Source organism: Oceanobacter kriegii DSM 6294, from assembly GCF_000422845.1.
Lineage (GTDB): Bacteria > Pseudomonadota > Gammaproteobacteria > Pseudomonadales > Oceanobacteraceae > Oceanobacter > Oceanobacter kriegii.
Window position 1 is genome coordinate 555,135 of sequence record NZ_KE383931.1, and the last position, 16,491, is coordinate 571,625.

Consider the following 16,491-nt stretch of genomic DNA (forward strand, 5'->3'; position numbering starts at 1 on the left):
AAAGTAACTTGTATAAATAACAATCATAAATCTATTGCTTACTGCCCTCTATATGACCATACTGCAGCATTAGCTATATGGACTACCAGATTTTATACACCGGTCAGAGCCTTTCCCCACTCACATAACCTCTCGCACTGGAATAGCGCAGTGTTCTGCCAAGTCAACGTAACCCCGTTTCACTAGGTTATGGTGAAGATATTCGATTTTCTGCCGCATCATATCAACGCCCATCTCGCTCTCACGCTCCGCGCTGTATTACAGCGGTTTCACACTCACGACGCCTGTCTTTCCCGGGAGCGCGGGCCGCTGGCCCGCTCTTGATGCAGACGACCTGCGCGGCCCGAGCCGTCCTCGCTCCCAGCCAAGTTACACAACTCCTCCCAAGACACTACTGAAGACCCATGGTCTTGTGCGTTCAGCGCCCTACACTGAGAGAAAACAATAATAACCCGCGTGGCAGCGTGTCTTTGGACAGCATGCTGTGCGGTGAACCGGAGGTAGCATGTTACGTTCGAGTCGTTTTTCCGTTCTCTCTTCGCTTTCTTGTGCTGCTGTAGCAGCAGTGACGCTGACCACCAGCGTGCTGGCGAATCCGGCCCTGGAAGGTGAAAAGCACGTCTATTTGCTGGATAAGCAAGGCAACGAATACCCGATAGGCAGTGTGCATTTCACGGCTGCAGATGCTGGCAGCAAGTATTCGCTGCATATGGAGCACGAGCGCTTCAAGGATTTCTTTTTGTCGATGAAGGAGATGAAGTGCCTCGAAGGGCCGGAGCTGATGTGCCATTTGGCCTACCCGTACGATCAGCCGCGCACAGTGACGGAACAGGAGTTAGGCTGGCTGTCTCATGACTTGTTGTTTATGTACAAGCAACCGGCTGAGTTTGGGGCCAATTTCTGGAATGGCGTGTATTACCAGCTGCGTATTGAGGGCGGTGTGATCAAAGGCAACGCTCAGGCAGTTGATTTGAACATGCTGGCGTCGCCTCCTGATGATTTGTCAGTGCTGCCGTTTGGCGAATGGGACCGGGAAGAGCTGGAGCCGAAAAACCGCTGGCTGCCGTTTATCGAAATTCGCTAACGGCTGTCAGGTTCTGTCTGATTATTCGAAGCCCAGCAGTTCCGCGGCATTTTGCCAAAAGTATTTGTGGCGCAGCTGGGGATCGGGGAATTGCTGTTCGGCCAACGCCAGCAAGGTGCCGTAATCCAGTCTTTGGCGGGCTTTCAGAAATGGCCAGTCAGAGCCCCAAATCAGTTTGTTTTCTCCAAAGGCCTGTTTGATCTCTTGTACCCAGGGAGTAACGTCATTGAAAGGCAGTGCCTGCTGAGAGAACTTATCGAAGCCCGATACCTTGATCCAGGCACGGCCGGTATTTGCCATGTTCAGCACGGTCTGAAAGCCGTGTGCTTTTGTACCTTCATCAAGCACCGGTCGCCCGCAATGATCGATCAACAATTTCGCACCACTGTGGCGAAAGGTGTCCTCCAGCGCCAGCAGCTGTGCTCCCTCTGTTTGAAACTGCGCCACCATATCCAGTTGGGCAATGTTATCGAGCAATGCATCACAGTTAGCAAAGTGCTCCACGCCATAAAAGGCAATGTTAAAAGTAACGCCAGCGATGCCTTGTTCGGCCAGTTCCTGTAGCTGCGACAAGGATGTATCCATTCCAACAACCGCCATGCCTTTACAACGACCGTTAGAGCGAGCAATGCCATCCAGCAAAGCCCTGTTATCATTCTCTCCGTATGCGGAGTTAGGACCCACTATCAAGGCATGGCTTACACCGTAGGTGTCCAGGACCTGATAAAAGGTGTCGGCGCTGGCAATTTCAGCACCTTGCGGGTGATAGACATTTGGCTGAAAGGGAAACCGCAGCGGGTCGAAAATATGGTTGTGGCAGTCGATCTTACGTTCGCTGAATACAGACATGGGGATCTCTGGTCGTTGAATGGCCAGTCCCCACATTAGCTATCATGTAGCCCTGTAACCAGTTGGTTTCGTGCCCATAGCCATGCAAAACCCGCACAGCCCGGCACGCAAGAAGCAGCCTGACTACTTCTGAAACCCGTACAGTTGGCCGGGGTAAAAGCGTTCGTCCACTTGCTGACCGTCGATAAACAATCCAATCAGCAAGTTGGAAAAACTCTCTATAATGGCTTTGCCTTGGTTGTCGGTGTATACCGCTGGCAGCAATCGACGGTGGCCGTCCATGTAGATGCCTTCCAGTGAAACATGCTGAATGCCGTTTCCTTGTGCGTCCATAATGTGAAAATAGAAGGCGTGCTCTGGCAGCATGGGCCTCGCTCCATGTGTTGATAAATGAATAATTATCAGTTGAATTAAAGACCAAAAATTACCATTCAGCAGCGCACTTATGCTGTAAACACCGGTCTACGGAGACCCACATCAAGCTTTGTTGATCATGCCCTTGTCACGCGCAAAACATTTAAGTCGTATTTTTCTGGCCACCACGGCTGCTGCTACCAGTCTGGCGCCGGACATGGCGTTTGCTGCCTGCGACCCCACCAGCCGTAGCCTCTGGAAAAGTGCTTACGTTAACGGCGGCATCTTGCTGCGCGATGGCGAACTGCGCGACGTCGATCTTTATAACCTGTCGATTGGAGCCAAGCACACCGCCTGGTGTGTCAGCCAGGATTGGGAAGCGTCGCTGGCAGGCAAGGTGTATTACTCCCAGCGGGAAGTCCGACTGGAGAGCGCGCGTATTCGAAGCCAGGTGATGGGGTTTGGCCTGGCGCGGATGTCGTACGACAACTGGACCCAAACCGATGGTTTTACCCCTTACGGCGTGCTGAATCTGGAAAAGAGCAACATCAAGCGCAGCAACGATGAGGGCACCCAAACCCGCGATCACTCCAGTGTGTTTGTGTGGGGCATTGGTATTGAACAAACCCTTGGCCCAGAGGATTCCATCACTCTGGATTTGTCGCGCCGCTTCAAGTTCGACAAGATTGCCAGCGACCGGCTCAGCGACGAAATCGTGCTGACGCTGAAATTCAACTTTCTGCGATTGCTCTGAGCCCAGCGCAAGTTTTCAGGGTTATCTTGCTCGAACGGTCATCGACTTTTCTGATACATTACCGGGGCGTTATATAGCGTCTGTTTTTCTTTGTTATCGCCCCGACAAACTGCTCTGTAGAGCTTTCAGGATTTAACGTTGAACCGTACCGAACAAGCGTCCACTCCGGGCACGACGCCCTTCGCCACCCCGGCTGCCCTGCTCAAACATTTTGGTCAACACGCCCGTCGAGAGAACACGCTTTCTACCCTGCTCGGCATGGTACAAGTGGTGATGACCATTGCGCTGGCATGGCAGGTTGCAGGCATGTTGGATGCCGCCATTTACCACCCAACTAGCCAACCCAATGTCCATCCCGACAACGAGCCCAGCAATCAGTTACCGGGCACACTGGATTGGTTGATACTGGCCACCACCCTGATCCTTCGCGTACTGGCGGCCAATGCGCAGCAACGGGTGGGTAACCGCGCCAGCATCAAGGCTCGGGATGCCTTGCGACGCTTTGCTCTGCAACGTTGCTTTCGCTTGAATATTCGTTTGTTCCCGGCCTTCAACAGCGCAGAAGCTAGCAACCTGCTAACCACCGAGATCGACAAGCAGCGGGGCTATTTTGCCGACTTTGTGGCGCAGAAAAATCTCGCTGTGCTGATGCCGCTGGCCATCATTATTGCCTCCGCCACCGTCAGCTGGCTGGTGCCGATTATCTTTTTGCTCACTGCGCCTCTGGTGCCCATTTTTATGGTTCTGGTCGGCTCACGGGCCGCTGAGATCAGCCGGGTGAACATTCAACAGCTCAATCGTTTGGGCGACCTACTGTCCGATCGCCTGAAGAACCTTCAGGCGCTTCAATTGGCCAACGCCACCGATGCCGAAAGCAACCAGCTGTTTAAGCAGTCCGAACAGTTTCGGCGATCCACCATGAAGGTGCTACGCCTGTCGTTTTTGTCCGGCACCTTGCTGGAGTTTTTCAGCGCCATCAGCGTGGCCATTGTCGCCGTGTATTTGGGTCTGTTTTTCCTGAACAAGTACGATTTTGGCGCCTATGCCAGTGGCTACGGAATGTTCGAAGGTGTTTTCCTGCTGATGCTGGCCCCTGAGTTTTATATGCCGCTGCGCAAGATGGGCGCTTTGTATCACGACCGTATGGACGCCATGAGCGTGGCCGAGCACCTGCAAAAGCTGGATGCGCTGTATCACGCAGAAACCAGCCCAGAAACTGGTACAGCAACCGGTGTAGAAAACCAGACAGGGCCAGAAACCAACACTCACAGCACCAACTCTGGCAATGCAAACAACACCGTAACGTCGTTGCACGTAGAGCTACTGCAAAGCGGCAGTCACAGTCATGCTGTTCATGCGCCGGTCAGTTTCCACCTGCACCCCGGCGACCGCCTGTTGTTGGACGGTGCCTCCGGCTCTGGCAAAACCACCCTGTTGGATACCCTCGCCGGTTTGCGACCTGCCCATTCGGGCAATGCTGTGGCTGTTACTGGCAATACAGACGCCGACACCGATACAGGCCGCATCGATAACCTGTTCCAAAACCCACAGTGGTATTGCCATATTGGTTATCTGTCGCAAAAACCGGAGCTGTTGTTTGCCAGTATTCGCGACAACCTGACGCTGGGAGGCGATTTCACCGATGAGCATATTCGTAAGGCTTTGGACGATGCTCGCGCCCTCGATCTGGTGAACGCTTTACCAGGCCAGCTGGATTACCTGATCAGCGACAGCGGTGGCTATCTGTCAGGTGGTCAGGCACAGCGCATCGCCCTCGCACGGGTGTTTTTGCACCAGCCTGCGCTGTTGTTACTGGACGAGCCCACCGCCAATCTGGATCAGGACACCGCCAACGAATTTATGCAACGGCTCGATCAGTATTGCCAACAGGGCGGCATGCTGATCATGGCCAGCCACCGAGTCGCCGAGCAGGACTTCTTTAATCAGGTGATCGCCATGCAGCCGGCTGACAGTGCACTCTCCGCTTCCGCCTCTACCAGCCCTGCCGCAACCGGAGCACAGTCATGAACAACTCGTTACGCTCCCACTATTTCCGTATCTTGCGGCAACAAAAAGGCATGGCACTGCTGGGCGTTTTCCTCGCCGTGGTCACCGCTTATGCCGGTGTCGCCTTGCTGGCGGTATCCGGCTGGTTTATCAGTGCGGCGGCCCTTGCCGGACTGAGCGCCGTGGCCGCACATCAGTTCGACTTTTTCTCCCCCGGTGCCATGGTGCGAGGGTTCTCGATCGCCCGTACCTTTGGCCGCTACGGCGAACGTCTGAGCAGCCACGAAGCCACGTTTCGAGTAGTTTCCCACCTGCGCACGGATCTGTTTCGGTTTATCAGTCAGCAGCGCTGGCAGGAAACCCAGCTGAACCGCCACGACAGCGCCAGCCGTCTGATGCAGGATATTCAGCACATTGAATCCATCTATTTGTCGGCCTTACTGCCTGCCGTGGTTGCGCTGGCCACCACCCTGGGCTTTGTAATCACGCTCTGGCTGGTCGTGCCGGATTCACTGGTATTGGCGCTGCCGTTGTTGTTGTTGGCCGTGGTCGTCATGCCATGGCTGTACAGCCGTGAAGTGCTGGCTTCACAGAATCAGCTGCACACCCAACGGGCCGAGCAATGGCAGCGTTCCAGTGCGTTGCTGAGCAACTTGCGCACGCTGACCCTGCATGGCCGTTTACAGCAAACCGGCCAGCAACTGGTGGATCAGGGCCAGCAGGCCGATCAGCAGGAAGCCCGTACGGTAAATCTGCAACAAAGCCTGTTGCTGCTGGCGAACCTCAGCCTGATTGCACTGACGGTATGGGTGTTCTGGCAAGGGTTTTTGGCCTGGCAGGCTGGGGAATTGATTGCGGCCAATCTGTTTATGTTGCTGTTGCTGTCACTCGGAACTGCCGATGTACTGATCACCGCCAGCCCCGTTCTTGCGGCCTGGCAGCTGGGCATGAAAGCTCTGCAACGACTGGGGCAAGAGCCCGTTAAACGACACGACCAGCGCCTGTTTGGCCCGGCCAGCAGCCGTTTTGAATCGGATACCGCCAGGGCCTGTGTTCGGCTGCAAGCCATCAACTACCGCTATCCATCCACCAGCGAAACCCTGAACCCGCCAGTGTTTGAACAGTTCAGCCATGAATTCAAACAAGGCCAATGGTGCTGGATTACCGGCAGCAGCGGTCGTGGCAAAAGTACCCTGATTCATTTGCTGGCTGGTGAATTACAAGTTCAACGAGGGGTGATTGAGCTATTGGGTGTCGACGCCGAAGACATCGGCCTGATGCCACAACGCATTGATATTCTGAAAGCACCACTGCGCGACAACCTCTGTCTGCATCAGAACGTCAGCGACGACGACATTTGGGCGGCACTGGCCATGGTTGAACTGGATGACTGGGCGCGCCAACTTCCCAATGGGCTGGACACCTGGATGGGCGATGGTGAATGGCAACCTTCCGGTGGCGAAACCAAGCGCATTGGTCTGGCTCGGCTGATTCTGAGAGCACCGGCGATGGTACTGCTGGACGAGCCGGCCGCCGGTATGGATGCCGCCCTGGCAGCACGCATTTTTGCGCGACTGGCCTCGCACTGGCACAACCATTTGGTCATCGCCAACACCCATGACCAGGGCTTGATTCAGGACGGTCAACAGGTGCTGGAGTTGTAAGACCTGCAGGAGCAAGTAAGAACGACGCTGTTTAATCCAACGCCGTACTCAAAGAGCGGGCTTCGCGCTTGCGGAGCCACAGCTCAACCGGCACAAAACCAAACGGAATCAGCGACGCAAAGAACACCATAATCAGGGCAAAGCCCGACCAACGATCCCGGCTCCCCGCAGCAACACAGCATACGCAGTACAACAAAAACAGCACGCCGTGGCCCATGCCCAGAGTGCTGACGTATTCACGGCTGATATAGCCCATCGTTACACTCAAAATCAGCAAATACGACAAGCCTTCCAACAGACTTACTACTCGGAACAGTCCAGACATGGGGGATTTTTCTCTTATCACGGGTTTTATGCGGGGCATGGTGTGGAAAGCGGAGGAGGTTTGCAAGTCTGGCTCGTTCCCTGTGACAGACACCGGAGCAAGGTGCATTGATCAATCATGCATAAAACACGGGGCCTGAAACAAAGAAGCCCCGCACTGGCGGGGCTTCTGACTGAGAACCGAATCAGGCCGCTTTTTTCAGCTTCTTCTTCAGTGTTTTCAGCTTGGCTTCATGCTTGGCCACTTTCGCCTTGCGAGCCTTGATTGCTTTTTTCAGGCTAACAACTTTTTTGGATTCTTTTTTCTTGGCCATGAGACATGCTCCTGTCAGTGAACTGACGGTAATGGGTTTTGGCATCTTCAGTCGTGCTGGTGATCCTTGATGAACTGGCGGATAAAACGGCGAAGCTCCCGAGCGGCGGTGGTATCCAGCTCTTCACACAAAGAGATGAATTCGTCCCGCTCTTCTGAATGAATCCGAATCAGCAGCTGGGCGTCTTTCTTACCCTTACGTGCTTTTTTGTCATCACCCGAAGCCAATGCTGCCTGCTTTTTATCCGTGCTCATTCGGTACCTCTGCGCCCGAAGATATTTTAAGCATATACAACGTATATACTTTTTAAACCCCAATATGACAGAAATGTGTCATTTTTCGCAGATTACTGCAATCTGGCTCAAATGGTTTCTTTTTCGGCCACTACTGGCCACCGTCCAGAATACGGTCGATCACCTGTTCAATGGCCGCTGGTGGTTGGGCGCCAGATACCAGAAACTTCTCGTTGAACACCATCGCAGGCACCGAGCGGATACCACGCTCTTGCCACAGTTGCTCTTCGTAACGAACATCGCCGGCGTAACGGTCACCGGCCAGCACCTCGGCGGCTTCGGTCGCGTCCAGGCCAACGTCTTCGGCTGCCTGTTGCAATATGGCGTGGTCACTGATGTTCTGGTTTTCAGTGAAATAGCGTTGGAACAGCAGATGCTTCAACAGCAGCGCCTTGTTGCCTTTCTCGGCTTTTTCAGAGGCTGACGCCCAATGAATCAAGCGGTGGGCATCGAAGGTATTCCACTTGCGACTATCAGCGCGAAAATCGAAGGTAAAACCCACATTAGCGCCACGTTCGGTGATGGTTTGCTGATTCTCTGCCACCTGTTCTTCGGTCATACCGTATTTCTTGCACAGGTAAGGAATCACCTCTTCGCCTTCCGGCCACATTTCCGGGGTCAATTCAAACGGACGAAAACGAATGTCGACACTGACTTCTTGCTGACGCGCCTCCAAAGCCGTTAACAGACTGTTCAGACCAATAGCACACCATGGGCATACCACGTCCGACACAAAATCGATTTGTATATGTTGTTTCATTACTGCTCCTGGGGGCGACACTGGATGCAGTGTGCACGGTTAATGGCGGATATGCACTGCCGATTTGGTCGCAGGTTAATAGCCTACTGTTGTTCAAACATTCGAATTACATTACTTTTCCGTCGCTCTTGTGGGTCAGCAGACCCGTTTTCAGCCATAACAACGATAACCAGGACCTATCATGCTCGAATCCCTTATTTCCGCTGGCCTGCCCATCGCCCTGATTCTGGTGATGACGGGGGTCGGCTTGGGCCTGACCGCCCAGGACTTCCGCCGTGTGGCCACCGAACCCAAAGGGTTTCTGGTCGGCGCCTTGTGTCAGCTGGTGCTGTTGCCCATCATCGCGGTTGCCATCATTGAAATACTGGGCTTGAGCGGCGGAGTTGCCATCGGTCTGTTTATCATTGCCCTGTGCCCGGGTGGCTCAACCTCCAACCTGTACAGCATGCTGGCCAAAGGCGATGTGGGCTTGTCGGTGTCACTGACGGCGGTGATCGGGTTCATTACCCCTTTCACCATCCCGCTACTGGCTGCCTGGGCGATTGGTCGTTACGCCGACGGCACGGATGGCTTCAGCTTGCCGGTGGCCAAAACCATGATTCAACTGCTGGTCGTTGGGGTCATCCCGGTGATCGTGGGCATGTTGATTCGAGCTAAATGGGCCCGTTTCGCTCAAAAGGCCGAGCCTTGGGTAACCCGCTTTTCAAGTCTGGTGCTGGCGCTGTTGATCGTTGCGATTTGCGTCAAACTGGGTGGCAAGTTGGGCGCTGCATTGGCCGCTGCAGGCACCGGTGCCATTGCCCTTAATCTGATCACCATGGCGGCAGGCTACGGCATTGGCAGCTGGTTGCTGCACCGTGAACAACAGGCTCGCACCATCGCGTTGGAAGTGGGTCTGCAAAACGGCACCATGGCGCTGATGATCACCAGCACTATTTTGCAGAGCGCAGAAATGTCGATGGCCCCGATCGTTTATAGCCTGCTGATGTTCGCAACCGCGACCCTGTTTACCCTGTGGGTAAAACGCAAACCAGTCAGCGCCTGAAAGGACGCGTGACAGCCTGACGCTCAGGCGCTGTAAAAGCCCAGAAACACATCCAGCGCCCGCGCCACCGCGGCACTCACTTCCTGATCAGTGAGCGGTGGCGCACTGCGATGCACCATACGATCGATAAACTCGGATTCCATCAGCGTCAGCAGGTGCGATGTCATGAGCGCCGGTGGGTAATCCTTCAAATGCTGGCGTGCCACGGCTTCCGCCAGCTCGGCGGCAATCTTCTCTTCACCTTGCTTGCGGCTGCGGCAATAGCAGTCGTAACCCAGATCCGACCGCACCGCTTCGGCAATCACCAAGCGGCGCACCGCCAGTACGTCTGGTGAATAAATCAGTTTCACCAGTGCTTCCCCAAACCCCTGCAACACCTGTCTCAAAGGCTGGTCAGATACTTTCAGCAACTGCTGAACGGCACTGAATTGTTGCTGGTTGGTACTGATCATCACCTCCAGAAACAACTCCTCCTTGGACGGAAAGTAGTTGTACAGCGTGGCTTTGGAGCCGCCTACCCGAGCTGAAATCTCGGCCATGGAGGCACGCTCAAAGCCGGTTTCCGCAAACACTTCGGTGGCAACATCCAGGATATGTTGTCGTCGCGCTTCTGATTTGGTTTTCATAGTTCCTGCTCAAAACTGAACTGATGAGTTCATTTTATCCTTGACGAACCAAAAATCAAAACTAAACTGTACAGTACGGTTTATTTATGGAGTTAATCATGCCCATCCGCTCCTCTTTTTCAGTCACAGCCCAGTCCCCGGCGACACCCTTCAGGCCCAAATTTGATGGCCTCAGCCGCATAGGGTCATTCGCGGGTTTGCTGGTGTTGCTGACCCTCAGTGGCTGCGCGCAGCTGCCCGAAGACAATCAACACCCCAATATGATGGATGGCCAGCAACTGTCGGCTGCCCAATCCCTGCAAACAGCCTCAGCCAATGATCAAACGCCCTGGCCCACTGCCCAATGGTGGACCCGCTATCAGGACAGCCAGCTCAACCAGCTGATTAACGAAGCACTGGCCAATTCCCCGGACATGACAGTGGCCGCCGCTCGGGTACGCGCAGCGGCAGCGTTCAGCGATGTTACCAGCGCCGCACTGAAGCCCGATGTCAGTGCCAATGTGAACATCACCAAACAGAAGCAGAGCTACAACTATCTGACCCCGGACGCCTTCACACCACAGGGCTGGAATAACTACGGTCTGGCGACCCTGAACCTGAATTGGGAAATCGATTTCTGGGGCAAAAACAGTGCGGCACTGGCCAGCGCCACGTCCAGCTTGTTGGCCTCACAAGCCGAACTGGCCGATGCCCGCCTGACTCTGGCCGCTAATGTCGCGACGCGTTACGCCGAACTGGCGCAGCTGTTTTCCCAGCGCGACACGCTGGAGCGAGCACTGAAGATTCGCAGCCAAACCCTGCAACTGATCAGCGAGCGTTACGACAACGGTCTGGAAACCCTCGGCAGTCGCTACCGTACTGAAGCACGCAAGGCCAACGCCGAAAACGATCTGCTGCAAATGGACGAGTCCATCGCCCTGAAACGCAACCAACTGGCAGCGCTGCTGGGTCAGGGACCTGCCCGTGGTGAATCCATTGCCCGCCCGGCCTTTACGCTGGATAAGGCATTTGGTCTGCCACAGCAGGTGCAACTGAACCTGCTGGGTCACCGCCCGGACATCACTGCCGCGCGCTTGCAGGTAGAAGCCCTGCAAAGCGAAGCCGAATCCCGTCAGGCAGCCTTTTACCCCAACGTGAATCTGTCGGCTTACTTTGGCTTGCAGTCCATTTATCTGGATCAGCTGACCGACAGCGGCTCCACCGTGGGCTCCATTAGCCCGGCCATTTCTTTGCCAATTTTCAATGGCGGCCGACTGCGTGCCCAGCTGCGCCAGACCCGCGCCCAATACGATCAGGCCGTCGGTAGCTACAACCGAACAGTGACCCACGCCTTGCAGCAGGTTGCCGACACAGCCGTTAGCCAGAAGGCATTGGGACAGCAAATCGACAAGGCGGAAGAAGCCTATGCCGCCTCGCAAAAGGCCTTTGATATTGCCCGCAACCGCTATGAAGGTGGGCTCGACAGCTACCTGGATGTACTGTCGGCAGAAGACCTGCTGCTGGGCAGCCTGCAAAACCTGACCAACCTGAATTCCCGCTCACTGATTCTGGATGTCGCCATGCAGCGGGCGTTAGGCGGTGGCTACGTGGAGTCACAAAACGCACCACAGAGCGAACCACAAAACACAACACAGCACGAGCCGTCGTCAAACGCGACCACCACATCGATTTCACATTATTCCGGTAGCACCCAGACGGCTGCCGACGAGCAAGTATTCGGAGCCTGAAGACCATGACAGATCACAGCCAACAGCCAGCTGCTGAAACCAACAGCACCGCTTCCAACAACAGCTACTCTTCCCACAACAGCAACTCGGCCAACAACAAAGCCCGCCGCAACAAGTTACTGCTGGGCCTGGGTGGACTGGTACTGATCGCGGCCATTGGCAGCTTCAGCTACTACGAGCTGGTCGCTTCTCACTACGTTGAAACCGACAACGCCTACACCGATGTCGAAATTGCCCAGATCACCCCGGCGGTTAGCGGCAACATTGCCGACGTGCTGGTGCACGATACCGACAAGGTACAAAAAGGTGATCTGCTGGTCGTCATTGACCCGGCCGACGCCAAACTGGCGTTGGCGCAGGCCAGCGCCAACCTCGACCAGACATTGCGCCGCGTGAAAGGCTACTACGCTCAGGATCGCGCCCTGCAAGCGCAAGTCGATGCGCAAACCGCCTCCCAGGAAGCCGTGAACGCCCAACTGGAAGCCGCCAAAGCCGACTTCGACCGTGCTCAAATCGACCTCGAACGTCGCAAGGCACTGCAAAAATCCGGGTCGATTTCCGGCGATGAACTGACCCGCGCCCAGAACGCTTGGTCGTCTGCCCAAGCAGCACTGACCGCCGCCAAAGCCAGCGCCGCACAGGCTCACGCCATGCTGATTGCCGCCGAACAACAGCTGGACGCCAACAAAGTGCTTACCGCAGGCACCGATGCCGAACATCACCCGGAAGTGCTGGCTGCACTGGCGCGTAAACAGCAGGCAGAACTGGACCTGAGCCGCACCGAAATTCGTGCGCCGGTAGACGGCGTGGTGGCCAAGCGCAGCGTGCAACTGGGCCAACGCGTTAATGCCGGAACGCCGCTGCTATCGGTGGTGCCTGTGGCCAATATGTACGTCGATGCCAACTTCAAGGAAGGCCAGCTTGAGCAGGTGCGCGTGGGCCAGAAAGTTGAACTCACCTCGGACCTGTACGGCTCATCCGTGACTTACCAGGGTGTGGTGGAAGGTTTCTCGGGCGGCACCGGCTCAGCCTTTGCTGCAATTCCGGCTCAAAACGCCACCGGCAACTGGATCAAGGTGGTGCAGCGACTGCCTGTGCGTATTCGTCTGGACAACAGCGAACTGGAACAGCACCCACTGCGGGTTGGCTTGTCGATGCAAGTCACCATCAATACCGACAGCACCTCGGGCAACGGTCAGCGCGTGGCGTTTGCCGACTGATTCAGCAACGTACAACGGGTAAAGCTGTATGAGCCAGAGCTCTTCTCAATACAACCCGTCGGCGGCCGGTTTGCCGCACGACGGTGAGCAGCCGCTGCAAGGCGGCATGCTGATTCTGGCGGCGATTGTGCTGGCAATGGCCAACTTCATCGCCGTGCTGGACATGACCATCGCCAACGTATCGGTACCCACCATTGCTGGCGGTTTGGGTGCAACCACCACTCAGGGCACCTGGGTGATTACTTCCTACGCGGTGGCCGAAGCCATCACAGTACCACTGACTGGCTGGCTGGCGGCACGCTTTGGCGCAGTACGCGTTTTCTGCGTCAGCATGGCGCTGTTTGGTGTGTTTTCGGTGCTGTGTGGCCTGTCGACGTCACTGGAAATGCTGGTTGTGTTCCGTATTTTCCAGGGCCTGGCTGGCGGCCCACTGATGCCACTGTCGCAAACCTTGCTGCTGCGTATTTTTCCGCCCGAAAAAGCCGGCGCCGCCGTTGGCCTGTGGGCGATGACCACGGTCATTGCGCCAATTCTGGGACCGATTCTGGGTGGTTGGTTGTGTGACAACTACAGCTGGCACTGGATCTTCCTGATCAACCTGCCGTTCGCCATGGTGGGTGCGATGGCGGCCTGGAAGCTGCTGAAGCGCTACGAAGAATCGCTGCAAAAAGCTCCGATTGATATCGTTGGTCTGATACTGCTGATTGTCTGGGTAGGCTGTCTGCAACTGGTGCTCGATGAGGGCAAGAACCTCGACTGGTTTGCCTCCACCGAAATCGTTGCCCTCAGCATTATTGCTGTAATCGGCTTCGCTGCCTTCCTGATCTGGGAACTGCACGACGACAACCCGATCGTCGACTTACGGGTGTTCAGGCACCGGGGCTTCTCAGCCGCCGTGCTGACTATCAGTCTGGCTTTTGCGGGTTTCTTTGGCATCAACGTGCTGACCCCACAATGGCTGCAAGGTCTGATGGGCTATACCGCCACTGAAGCGGGTATGGCTACCGCCTGGATTGGTGTACTCGCAGTGGTGCTGTCGCCGGTAGCTGCGGGCATGACGATGAAAGTTGATCCACGCAAGCTGGTGTTTTTTGGCGTGATGTGGCTCGGCCTGATCATCCTTTGGCGCAGCTTTTCCAACATGGAGATGACCTACTGGGATATCGCCATACCGATGCTGTTAATGGGCATTGGCATGCCATTCTTCTTTGTTCCCCTGACGGGCCTTGCCATGGCCAGTGTGGATGAACGAGAGATGGCATCGGCGGCGGGCTTGATGAACTTCCTGCGGACAATTTCCGGCGCCTTTGCAACGTCGGTAATTACCACTCAGTGGGACAGCCAGACAACGATGAATCACGCCACCCTGGTGGGTGATCTGGATCGGGATGGCAGTGTCCGCAGCATGCTGAGCAACAGCGGCATGACACCGGATGCGGTCAACGCAACGCTGGAGCAACTGCTGAATGGCCAAAGCGTGATGCTGGCAACCAACCAGATCTTTATGGCCACCGCGGTGGTGATGTTTATTGCGGCGTTTGCCATCTGGCTGGCCCCCAAGCCAGACAAAACCGTCGACCCGGCAGCCGCAGGTGGACACTGACGGGAAAACAAACCGCTGCTGCGAAAACCAAAACAGGGCATGCCTTTCGACATGCCCTGTTTTGTTTCTGTTGGACTGTCTATCAGCTGCCGTGAGTCATACGCTTCAAGGTTGCGTCTTTCAGAACAAAGTGGTGGTACAGAGCAGCACCGGCGTGGCCAATAATCAGCACAATCAGGGCCTTGGAAGCCAGACCATGTACGGCATGAGCAACACCGCCCAGCGCTTCGCTTTCGCCAACAAAAGTAGGCAGCGCCAGTCCAAACATCTCCACTCCATGTCCACCGGACTGCGACATCAGGATGCCGCTGACGGGCATCAGGATTATGCACAGATACAGCAATCCGTGACCGGCTTTGGCCAGCTTGGCATTCATGGCAGAGATGCCCGCCACATCGTCAACAGGATTGGTAAAGCGATTGATGACCCGGGCAAACAGCACCAGCAGGATTAAAACACCAAACGATTTGTGCAGGCCCATCAGCTCAAATTTTTCAGGGCCTTCCATGTTTTCCATCATCTGCCCAACCACGATCAGACCAATGATGATGATGGCGCTGACCCAGTGGAACAGCTTGCTCAGCAGGTTATAACTGCGGTTTCCGGTTGCCATAGGATTCTCCTTTTGTTGTCCACTGTTTATATCAGGGTCGTGCGAAGACGACATGACACAAAGGGTATAACGGGACAATAAAAGGCTCGTGCAGAGCTATTCGGAGAGTCCGTATCAACCAACCGGGTAGAGAATTCGGTCCTGATAGCCGGTCAGGACTTCAATGGTGCCCGCCCAAGCACGGTCGAACTCGCTGTCGCCACTATCGATCACCAGCGGCCGTCCGTTCAGTTCGGTGATTTTGGTTTTGGTGCTGACCAGAATCAGTTGCTCGCGGCCAATTTGGCTCAACACCTCACGGCTGAACTGCTGATTGCCACGGCCAATAATATGGCCCTGCCCACCCATGATGCTCAACACCGCCCTACGTTCAGGGTATTGCGCCAATAGTTGCAGAATGTGCTGTTCGGTCAGATCACGGCCAATCAGTTCGCCATTCAATACCGCATCAACGCCCAATAAGGTGCCATCCAGGCCCATATCATCCAGCAGCGCCTGCGTGGTTTTGCCCGAGCCGATCAGGTACAGGCAATCGTCTTCCATTTCCTGCTGCAAGGTGGCGGCGATATCGGCCAATACCAGCTCTTCCGATTCCACGCCGCCCATTTTCACGGCCTGCACAAAATGCCCCAGCTGTGGCACTTTCATATCGCCATAATGACGGGCACGGACAACGCCTTTGCGAAAAGCATCTTCGTCGAGGTCGCGCACTTCCGACTCCCGCACATCTACCAGCCCACCGCGAATCAGCTGAGCCACCACTTCTGCAGAAGCCACCGGAGTAATGCCGTACACCCCGGAGTGAATTTTCACCCCGGCCGGAATACCCAGCACCGGGATCGCATCGCCAACCACAGAACAGATATCCCGGGCAGTGCCGTCACCGCCAGCAAACAGCAGCAGGTCGATGGGTCGCTGGCGGTTTTCCGCCAACATCAAACGCGCCGCTTCTAACGTATGTTCGGCACGGGTTTGACCATCGGCTGGCAGCGTCATCGGCAACAATTCAAACGCCAGTTCGGCCTGTTCGAGCCAGTTGGCGCCCATGTCGTCCGGGCAGGTCAGGAACTGACACTGATCCGCCAGCGGCTTGAGAATTTCCAATGCCTGCAAGGTTCGCAAGCCGGATTTTTGCTGTGCTCCCCGCTTCAGGGCTTCGGCCACCGTGGCTTCACCATCGCTGCCTTTCAGCGCTACGCTGCCGCCAATGCCAGCCCAGGGGTTTACGATCAATCCGAGTCGAATCATGTGGTT

Annotated in this window: 17 protein-coding genes; 8 read left to right on the forward strand and 9 right to left on the reverse strand. The window is 55.6% G+C overall.

What is annotated here, in order from left to right; translation table 11 throughout:
- Nucleotides 1-505 precede the first annotated feature (505 nt).
- Nucleotides 506-1,084, forward strand: a complete 579-nt coding sequence (locus G516_RS0115745) for a hypothetical protein (protein WP_028294453.1) — start codon at nt 506-508, stop codon at nt 1,082-1,084.
- A 21-nt stretch (nt 1,085-1,105) separates the two neighbouring features.
- On the opposite strand, the gene G516_RS0115750 is transcribed toward G516_RS0115745, so the two are convergent.
- Both G516_RS0115750 and G516_RS0115755 read right to left on the reverse strand, forming a co-directional pair.
- The gene (locus G516_RS0115750; RefSeq protein WP_028294454.1) at nt 1,106-1,933 is read right to left on the reverse strand and encodes an amidohydrolase family protein; all 828 of its coding nucleotides are present in this window, start codon (nt 1,931-1,933) and stop codon (nt 1,106-1,108) included.
- A gap of 123 nt (nt 1,934-2,056) precedes the next feature.
- Complete coding sequence (locus G516_RS0115755) at nt 2,057-2,299, reverse strand: hypothetical protein (protein ID WP_028294455.1); 243 nt, start codon at nt 2,297-2,299, stop codon at nt 2,057-2,059.
- A gap of 133 nt (nt 2,300-2,432) precedes the next feature.
- Between G516_RS0115755 and G516_RS0115760 the strand changes: the two genes are divergently transcribed.
- From G516_RS0115760 to G516_RS0115770, 3 genes are all read left to right on the forward strand, one after another.
- Nucleotides 2,433-3,041 carry a hypothetical protein gene (locus G516_RS0115760; protein ID WP_156879066.1) on the forward strand — a complete coding sequence of 203 codons (609 nt, stop codon included), beginning with the start codon at nt 2,433-2,435 and terminating at the stop codon, nt 3,039-3,041.
- Between the two features lie 138 nt (nt 3,042-3,179).
- The gene (cydD, locus tag G516_RS0115765; protein ID WP_028294457.1) at nt 3,180-5,069 is read left to right on the forward strand and encodes a thiol reductant ABC exporter subunit CydD; all 1,890 of its coding nucleotides are present in this window, start codon (nt 3,180-3,182) and stop codon (nt 5,067-5,069) included.
- Nucleotides 5,066-6,712, forward strand: a complete 1,647-nt coding sequence (locus G516_RS0115770) for an amino acid ABC transporter ATP-binding/permease protein (protein WP_028294458.1) — start codon at nt 5,066-5,068, stop codon at nt 6,710-6,712. The genes cydD and G516_RS0115770 overlap by 4 nt, the downstream gene beginning before the upstream one ends.
- 31 nt (nt 6,713-6,743) lie before the next feature.
- On the opposite strand, the gene G516_RS0115775 is transcribed toward G516_RS0115770, so the two are convergent.
- From G516_RS0115775 to G516_RS0115790, 4 genes are all read right to left on the reverse strand, one after another.
- On the reverse strand, nt 6,744-7,037 hold the full coding sequence (locus G516_RS0115775; protein ID WP_028294459.1) for a DUF3817 domain-containing protein: 294 nt from the start codon (nt 7,035-7,037) through the stop codon (nt 6,744-6,746).
- Nucleotides 7,038-7,221: 184 nt separating this feature from the next.
- Nucleotides 7,222-7,350 carry a hypothetical protein gene (locus G516_RS25205; protein ID WP_281168045.1) on the reverse strand — a complete coding sequence of 43 codons (129 nt, stop codon included), beginning with the start codon at nt 7,348-7,350 and terminating at the stop codon, nt 7,222-7,224.
- 47 nt (nt 7,351-7,397) lie between these two features.
- Entirely contained in the window at nt 7,398-7,604 is a 207-nt protein-coding gene (locus G516_RS0115785) for a hypothetical protein (RefSeq protein WP_051219499.1), read from the reverse strand.
- A 130-nt stretch (nt 7,605-7,734) separates the two neighbouring features.
- Complete coding sequence (locus tag G516_RS0115790) at nt 7,735-8,403, reverse strand: DsbA family oxidoreductase (protein ID WP_028294461.1); 669 nt, start codon at nt 8,401-8,403, stop codon at nt 7,735-7,737.
- 181 nt (nt 8,404-8,584) lie between these two features.
- On the opposite strand from G516_RS0115790, the gene G516_RS0115795 reads away from it, so the two are divergent.
- Nucleotides 8,585-9,448, forward strand: a complete 864-nt coding sequence (locus G516_RS0115795; RefSeq protein WP_028294462.1) for a bile acid:sodium symporter family protein — start codon at nt 8,585-8,587, stop codon at nt 9,446-9,448.
- A 23-nt stretch (nt 9,449-9,471) separates the two neighbouring features.
- On the opposite strand, the gene G516_RS0115800 is transcribed toward G516_RS0115795, so the two are convergent.
- On the reverse strand, nt 9,472-10,074 hold the full coding sequence (locus tag G516_RS0115800; RefSeq protein WP_028294463.1) for a TetR/AcrR family transcriptional regulator: 603 nt from the start codon (nt 10,072-10,074) through the stop codon (nt 9,472-9,474).
- A 98-nt stretch (nt 10,075-10,172) separates the two neighbouring features.
- Between G516_RS0115800 and G516_RS22875 the strand changes: the two genes are divergently transcribed.
- The 3 genes from G516_RS22875 to G516_RS0115815 are packed head-to-tail and all read left to right on the forward strand — an operon-like array spanning nt 10,173 to nt 14,624.
- Complete coding sequence (locus tag G516_RS22875) at nt 10,173-11,801, forward strand: efflux transporter outer membrane subunit (protein ID WP_084645111.1); 1,629 nt, start codon at nt 10,173-10,175, stop codon at nt 11,799-11,801.
- Nucleotides 11,802-11,806: 5 nt separating this feature from the next.
- A complete protein-coding gene (locus G516_RS22880; RefSeq protein ID WP_051219500.1) occupies nt 11,807-13,021 on the forward strand; it encodes an HlyD family efflux transporter periplasmic adaptor subunit in 1,215 nt (404 codons plus the stop codon).
- Nucleotides 13,022-13,049: 28 nt separating this feature from the next.
- Nucleotides 13,050-14,624 carry a DHA2 family efflux MFS transporter permease subunit gene (locus G516_RS0115815; RefSeq protein ID WP_051219501.1) on the forward strand — a complete coding sequence of 525 codons (1,575 nt, stop codon included), beginning with the start codon at nt 13,050-13,052 and terminating at the stop codon, nt 14,622-14,624.
- A gap of 82 nt (nt 14,625-14,706) precedes the next feature.
- On the opposite strand, the gene G516_RS0115820 is transcribed toward G516_RS0115815, so the two are convergent.
- Complete coding sequence (locus tag G516_RS0115820; protein WP_028294465.1) at nt 14,707-15,237, reverse strand: cytochrome b; 531 nt, start codon at nt 15,235-15,237, stop codon at nt 14,707-14,709.
- Nucleotides 15,238-15,351: 114 nt separating this feature from the next.
- On the reverse strand, nt 15,352-16,485 hold the full coding sequence (locus G516_RS0115825; protein ID WP_028294466.1) for an ATP-NAD kinase family protein: 1,134 nt from the start codon (nt 16,483-16,485) through the stop codon (nt 15,352-15,354).
- Nucleotides 16,486-16,491 lie beyond the last annotated feature (6 nt).

What these genes read in the sequence shown, in the direction of transcription:
- G516_RS0115745 (WP_028294453.1), top strand. Translation starts at nt 506, where the DNA reads ATGTTACGTTCGAGTCGTTTTTCCGTTCTCTCTTCGCTTTCTTGTGCT.
- G516_RS0115750 (WP_028294454.1), bottom strand. Translation starts at nt 1,933, where the DNA reads ATGTCTGTATTCAGCGAACGTAAGATCGACTGCCACAACCATATTTTC.
- G516_RS0115755 (WP_028294455.1), bottom strand. Translation starts at nt 2,299, where the DNA reads ATGCTGCCAGAGCACGCCTTCTATTTTCACATTATGGACGCACAAGGA.
- G516_RS0115770 (WP_028294458.1), top strand. Translation starts at nt 5,066, where the DNA reads ATGAACAACTCGTTACGCTCCCACTATTTCCGTATCTTGCGGCAACAA.
- G516_RS0115775 (WP_028294459.1), bottom strand. Translation starts at nt 7,037, where the DNA reads ATGTCTGGACTGTTCCGAGTAGTAAGTCTGTTGGAAGGCTTGTCGTAT.
- G516_RS25205 (WP_281168045.1), bottom strand. Translation starts at nt 7,350, where the DNA reads ATGGCCAAGAAAAAAGAATCCAAAAAAGTTGTTAGCCTGAAAAAAGCA.
- G516_RS0115785 (WP_051219499.1), bottom strand. Translation starts at nt 7,604, where the DNA reads ATGAGCACGGATAAAAAGCAGGCAGCATTGGCTTCGGGTGATGACAAA.
- G516_RS0115790 (WP_028294461.1), bottom strand. Translation starts at nt 8,403, where the DNA reads ATGAAACAACATATACAAATCGATTTTGTGTCGGACGTGGTATGCCCA.
- G516_RS0115795 (WP_028294462.1), top strand. Translation starts at nt 8,585, where the DNA reads ATGCTCGAATCCCTTATTTCCGCTGGCCTGCCCATCGCCCTGATTCTG.
- G516_RS0115800 (WP_028294463.1), bottom strand. Translation starts at nt 10,074, where the DNA reads ATGAAAACCAAATCAGAAGCGCGACGACAACATATCCTGGATGTTGCC.
- G516_RS22875 (WP_084645111.1), top strand. Translation starts at nt 10,173, where the DNA reads ATGCCCATCCGCTCCTCTTTTTCAGTCACAGCCCAGTCCCCGGCGACA.
- G516_RS22880 (WP_051219500.1), top strand. Translation starts at nt 11,807, where the DNA reads ATGACAGATCACAGCCAACAGCCAGCTGCTGAAACCAACAGCACCGCT.
- G516_RS0115815 (WP_051219501.1), top strand. Translation starts at nt 13,050, where the DNA reads ATGAGCCAGAGCTCTTCTCAATACAACCCGTCGGCGGCCGGTTTGCCG.
- G516_RS0115820 (WP_028294465.1), bottom strand. Translation starts at nt 15,237, where the DNA reads ATGGCAACCGGAAACCGCAGTTATAACCTGCTGAGCAAGCTGTTCCAC.
- G516_RS0115825 (WP_028294466.1), bottom strand. Translation starts at nt 16,485, where the DNA reads ATGATTCGACTCGGATTGATCGTAAACCCCTGGGCTGGCATTGGCGGC.